This is a genomic window from Polaribacter sp., assembly GCF_049276715.1.
Taxonomy (GTDB): domain Bacteria; phylum Bacteroidota; class Bacteroidia; order Flavobacteriales; family Flavobacteriaceae; genus Polaribacter.
This window is the reverse complement of sequence record NZ_JBASWY010000053.1, coordinates 1-5,249: the sequence shown is the minus strand read 5'-3', so window position 1 is coordinate 5,249 and position 5,249 is coordinate 1. Positions and strand designations below refer to the sequence as shown.

The window sequence follows — 5,249 nt, the reverse complement described above, 5'->3', positions numbered from 1 at the left end:
CCATTAATATTTTATGCGTTTCACTTTTTACAATATACTTGGCAATCATTTTGCCTAAATGATTCGGGTTTAAAAAAGCATTTGTAAAATCTTGTAATTCTGTAATATTTTTATTGTGTATGTCCGACCAATAAAAAGTTTGTTTTACAGATTGCAAAGCATTATTTGCTAGGTATTTTGTATTAACTCCATTACTGATGATAAAGAGTTGTACATATTGAAAAAGCCCTCTATTACTCCAAAATGTATGTCTTTGATATCTGTTTATTTGATTAAATGCTTCTTTGATTTCTAAACCTCGTCTTTTGAGTTCTATTTGTACCAAAGGCAAACCATTGACCAACAACGTAACATCGTATCTATTTTTATAGGTGCCTTCTTGGGTGATTTGGTTGGTAACTTGATATAAATTATCTGTCCATTTTTCTGAATTAAAAAAACGAATATAAGTAGGTTCTCCAGCATCATTTACAAACTGAAAACGACCTCTTAAGGTTTTCGATTTCTCAAAAACAGTACCTTTTTCTAAATGATTTAAAATGGTTTCAAACTCTCTTTCAGAAAATGTAAGGTTATTAAATTTTTCTAACTGACTTTTTAAATTAGAAAGCAATGCATCACCATCTGCAACAATAACTTTTTGATAACCTAAACCAACTAATTGTTGAATTAGGTTGTTTTCTAGTTGCAATTCTGATTGTTTAGACATTAAAATTATTTATTTTACGAATTTACCAAAATGAATTTAATTTTAATTAATCAAATCTCCAAACAAAAAGTTAGTGCTAATTCCTATTAAATGAACACTCGTATTTAATGTACGTAACTCTCTCCATTGCAATTCAAAATTTATTTTTGCCTTTCCTTCGCTATCATTTAAACTAACAGGAACTCCAAACTTCCAATTAATAGCGTCATAAGTTCCAAAATTAAATTCTACAGATGGACTTAAACCTATATGACCAATACCTGTTTTTAAAAAAAATGCAGGTTCTAATAAAATAGAAGGTGTAATAAACTCATTATAGTTTGTAATATAACCATCATCTGAATCTGTAACCACTAGTAGATTATTTGCACCTGTTGCAGTTGTTTGAAAAGCTTTTGAACTTAAATTATCTACTAAAATATTGTTGTTGTTTTTAATATTAAAAAGTCCTCTTAAATAGATTGAATATCCTTTAGAAAATTGCCACATTGTATTTGCAGAAAGACTCAAACTTGCATCCCAAAACCTTTCTTCTGATAAAGCGGTTGTAATAATTGGAGTTGTGTTATATGTTCTTTTACCTAATGGTACATACAAATCTAAAGAATACCAATGATTCCACTGAAAATTGTAAAGTTTATTCGTTTTTATAAACTCTATTTCTTTTTCTACCATTTCTACATACAACTCTTGTGCATTATCTACAACTGTATTATAATTTTTATACAACTTAGCTCTGTTTGCTAAAATAGCTGACTTTCTATCTCTTCCATCAGTATTTTTAAAATTTAGAATACCTCTACCAATAAAAGAAAACTTATAAGAAAAGCCTATGTTGTCTTTTTGAAATGCATCTTCTTTACTGTAATCAAAAACTGTAGCAAATTTATTTGAAGATTTTAATTTGATATTACCACTATGTATAAATTTTAATCTTTTTAATTTATCATTTGGTCTTGAATCGTAGTTGAAACCAATAGATAAAGATTTATCTGATGCATCTAAACTGGCATAAAATTTTTGAAGTGATAAATTATTTGAACCACCAAATGCAGTACCAATTTCATTAGCAAAAAAGAGATTTAACATTTTATCATTAAATAAAGCATCTTTTGTATCTGTAGCTTCTAAATCTTTTTGATATAGTTGATAAGGTACTTCTTGTGAAAAGTAAATTGTAGATGTTAAAAAAGCAAAAAGTAATAATGTTTTTCTAATTTTCATAATATTTAGTTTTTAAGGTTATATCATAAACTTAAACTTTATTTTTTTTACTACAATACCTACAACTAGGTATTTTTTTTACACAAATAACTGTTGCAACAAGCCTTTTTTAAACACTTGTGTTTTTTCTATTTGTATTTGTACTTTCTCTATTTTAGCATCAATAGCACTTAAATAAGTGGCTATTTTTTGTTGTTCTTTTAGTGATGGAGTACTAATTTTTAAATTTTCAATTGTTCCAAATTTAATTGCTGGCATTGTTGATGAACCTGCTAATGCATGTATTTTATCATAAATTGAATCCAAATAGAAATAAAACCATTTATTAAAAACTTTTATTTTAGGTAATAATCTAAACATATTATTTGCTATAATTCCATTAAAACCTGTCACAATTTTACCAGCATCACCATATCTAACCATAAATAAATCATTCTCGTTTAACACATTGGATTCTTCTGGTCTTTTTACATATCTCTTATCATCAGGCGAAGAAGTAACATTTATAATTCTTATAAAATAAACACTATTCTCAAATGGAGTTTCAAATTGTTCTTCTACTGGAAACTGAAATCCCTGTTTAAACTTAAAAATCTCTCCCAACTTCTTCTCTTCCCAATCCGAAAAATCACTACCATCATCATTTTTAAAACGCAATTGTACTTGTCCTGAGCTTGACGAAGGGAACAATTGTTGCATCACTCCTTTTTTGTAGTTTTCTAATAAATCCTTTTTCGTGGTAAGTTGTTGTATTTTGGTATCTACGGATGTTAAAAATGTGGCTATTTTTTGTTGTTCTTGGAGGTTTGGAAGGTTGATTTTTAAAGTTTTTAAATCAGAATTATATACGTTGCTTATACTTGAACCTTTAGCTAAAGTTGATATTTTCTTTTTTAATTTTTGATTAATGTAATATGAAACATAAATTTGAGAAAATAAATTTTCCTTTAAAGGTCTTAAAATATTAATAGTTCTACCAATTGCAACATTTTTAATTGTTAATGCTGACGCAGAACCAATATCTAAAGGATCTTCTCCTGCTGATGGAAGTAAAATTTCATCTCCTTTACTAAAAAGTAATTCTGTTTTACCTAGATTTGTTTTATTAAAAACTTCAAAAATAACTTCATTATACATGTGATAAAGTTCTCCATATCTAACACAAGGAGTCTCAAATTCTGGTGAAGCTTCTTTTTGCTTTATATTTTTTCCCGTTGAAAATAGAAAAATATTATCAAAAGAAAATCTTTTATATAAATAACTTTCTTCTAAAGTATCAAACTCCTTAAATCGAAGTTTTGGAATCAATCTATTGTTGTTTTCCATAGACTAAAAAGGAGTTTCAATGTTTAATTGTTGGCAGAAATCTGCAATGGTTTTGTCAGTTGCTTCAATGTCATTTTCTAAGGCTTTTAAGTCTTTGGTAATGGCTAGTAAATCTATGGATTCTTCTTCTTCAAAGGTATCTACATAACGAGGGATGTTTAAATTATAGTCGTTTTCTTGTACTTCTTGTAAGGTAGCTAGATAACTATATTTGTCTTTGGTTTGTCTTGATCTATAGGTTTCAATAATGGTTGCTAAATGATTCTCATTGAGAACGTTTTGTGTTTTTACTTTATCAAAATCGTTACTAGCATCAATAAATAAAATATCTTTAGTTGTCCTGTTTTTCTTTAATACCAATATACAGGTTGGGATGCTTGTACCATAAAAAATATTAGAAGGCAAACCTATCACAGCATCTAATTGGTTTTTATCTTCAATGATATATTTACGAATATGTCCTTCTGCTGCACCTCTAAACAACACACCATGAGGTAACACACAAGCCATCGTTCCATTATCATCTAATTGATGAATCATGTGTTGTACAAAAGCAAAATCGGCTTTGCTTTTGGGAGCCATTTTACCATAAGGTGAAAAACGGTCGTCACTAATAATGGCATCTGGTTTCCAATTGGCAGAAAAAGGTGGGTTTGCTACAATAGCTTCAAAACGTTCATCTATGTGCTTTGGCGAAGGATTTACCAAGGTATCTTCATTATAAATATCAAACTTTTTATAATGTACATTGTGCATAATCATGTTCATTCTACACAAGTTGTAAGTAGTTGGGTTGCTTTCTTGTCCGTAAAAACCACCTACTTCTTTGACTTCTTTGGCAACTCTTAAAAGCAAAGAACCAGAACCACAAGTAGGATCATACACCGATTTTAAACGTTCTTTATCTGTGGTAACTATTTGTGCTAATATTTTAGACACTTGCTGTGGGGTGTAAAATTCACCTGCTTTTTTGCCTGCACCAGAAGCAAACTGACCTATTAAATATTCGTAGGCATCACCCAACAAATCATTTTCATTGTTTTCTAAATCAAAATCAATGCCTTCTAAATGGGTTAATACTTTAACAATGAGTTCGTTTTTAGCTTCTTCGCTTTTACCCAATTTACTACTGGTTAAGTCTAAATCTTCGAAAAGGTTTCCAAAATCGTCTTCGCTTTCACTACCCATAGTACTCTGCTCTATATTATTGAGTACTTTTTGTAAATCTTCTAAAATGAATTTGTTGACACCACCAGAATTTCCACGTTTTGCGAGTTCGCTAAACAATTCTGTAGGTTTTAAGAAATAACCAAGTGCATCTAAAGCATCTAGTTTTATTTCTTGTAATAAAATTTCTTCTTGGGCATGCCCTATTACTTCATGATATTCCAAACCATCAGGTTTTAAAATAACATTGGCATGTAAAGCCATTTTTTTACTTAAATATTTATAAAAGATGAAGCCTAGTATGTAATCTCTAAAATCATCAGCATCCATATTACCACGTAAATCGTTGGCAATATTCCATAAAGTTTGATGCAATTGTAGTTGGTTTTCTGACATAGTTTTTTTGTAAAAGTTATTGATATTGAAATCAAAAACTAGCAATTTTATTTTTTTTAAAAGTACCATTTTTTTACAAAAACTGAGAATTTTTTTGATGAAAATGCACACTTTTTTGAGGTTAAAATCTGTTTTTTAGGGTATCAGGAGGCAACTTTTATTGCATCAGGACGCAATAAAAGTTCCATCAGGTCGCAATAAAAGTTGCGTCCGGTCGCAATTTCAGTAAAAACAGGGCAGTAAAAAAGCCTCAGCAAATACATGTTGAGGCTTATTTTTTAATGGTATTTAAAAAATAAATTAATGATCTGCATTTCTTTCTAAATACTTAATAATTTTTCCTGCAATGTCTTTGCCTGTAGCACTTTCTATGCCTTCTAAACCAGGAGAAGAATTTACTTCTAAAATTAACGGACCTCTTGCAGAT

Annotated in this window: 4 protein-coding genes and 1 pseudogene; all 5 read right to left on the bottom strand. The window is 29.2% G+C overall.

The window, feature by feature from the left end; all coding sequences use genetic code 11:
• Positions 1 to 709, bottom strand: a 709-nt coding sequence (locus tag WAO74_RS13775; protein ID WP_422162837.1) for a type I restriction endonuclease, incomplete at its 3' end; no start/stop codon positions are given.
• A 42-nt stretch (positions 710 to 751) separates the two neighbouring features.
• Positions 752 to 1,933, bottom strand: a complete 1,182-nt coding sequence (locus WAO74_RS13770) for a hypothetical protein (RefSeq protein ID WP_422162836.1) — start codon at positions 1,931 to 1,933, stop codon at positions 752 to 754.
• Positions 1,934 to 2,011: 78 nt separating this feature from the next.
• Positions 2,012 to 3,259, bottom strand: coding sequence for a restriction endonuclease subunit S (locus tag WAO74_RS13765; protein WP_422162835.1), 1,248 nt, complete (start codon positions 3,257 to 3,259; stop codon positions 2,012 to 2,014).
• Positions 3,260 to 3,262: 3 nt separating this feature from the next.
• A complete protein-coding gene (locus WAO74_RS13760) occupies positions 3,263 to 4,822 on the bottom strand; it encodes a type I restriction-modification system subunit M (protein ID WP_422162834.1) in 1,560 nt (519 codons plus the stop codon).
• Between the two features lie 300 nt (positions 4,823 to 5,122).
• Positions 5,123 to 5,249: pseudogene (locus WAO74_RS13755) on the bottom strand (30S ribosomal protein S6--L-glutamate ligase); the annotation flags it as partial.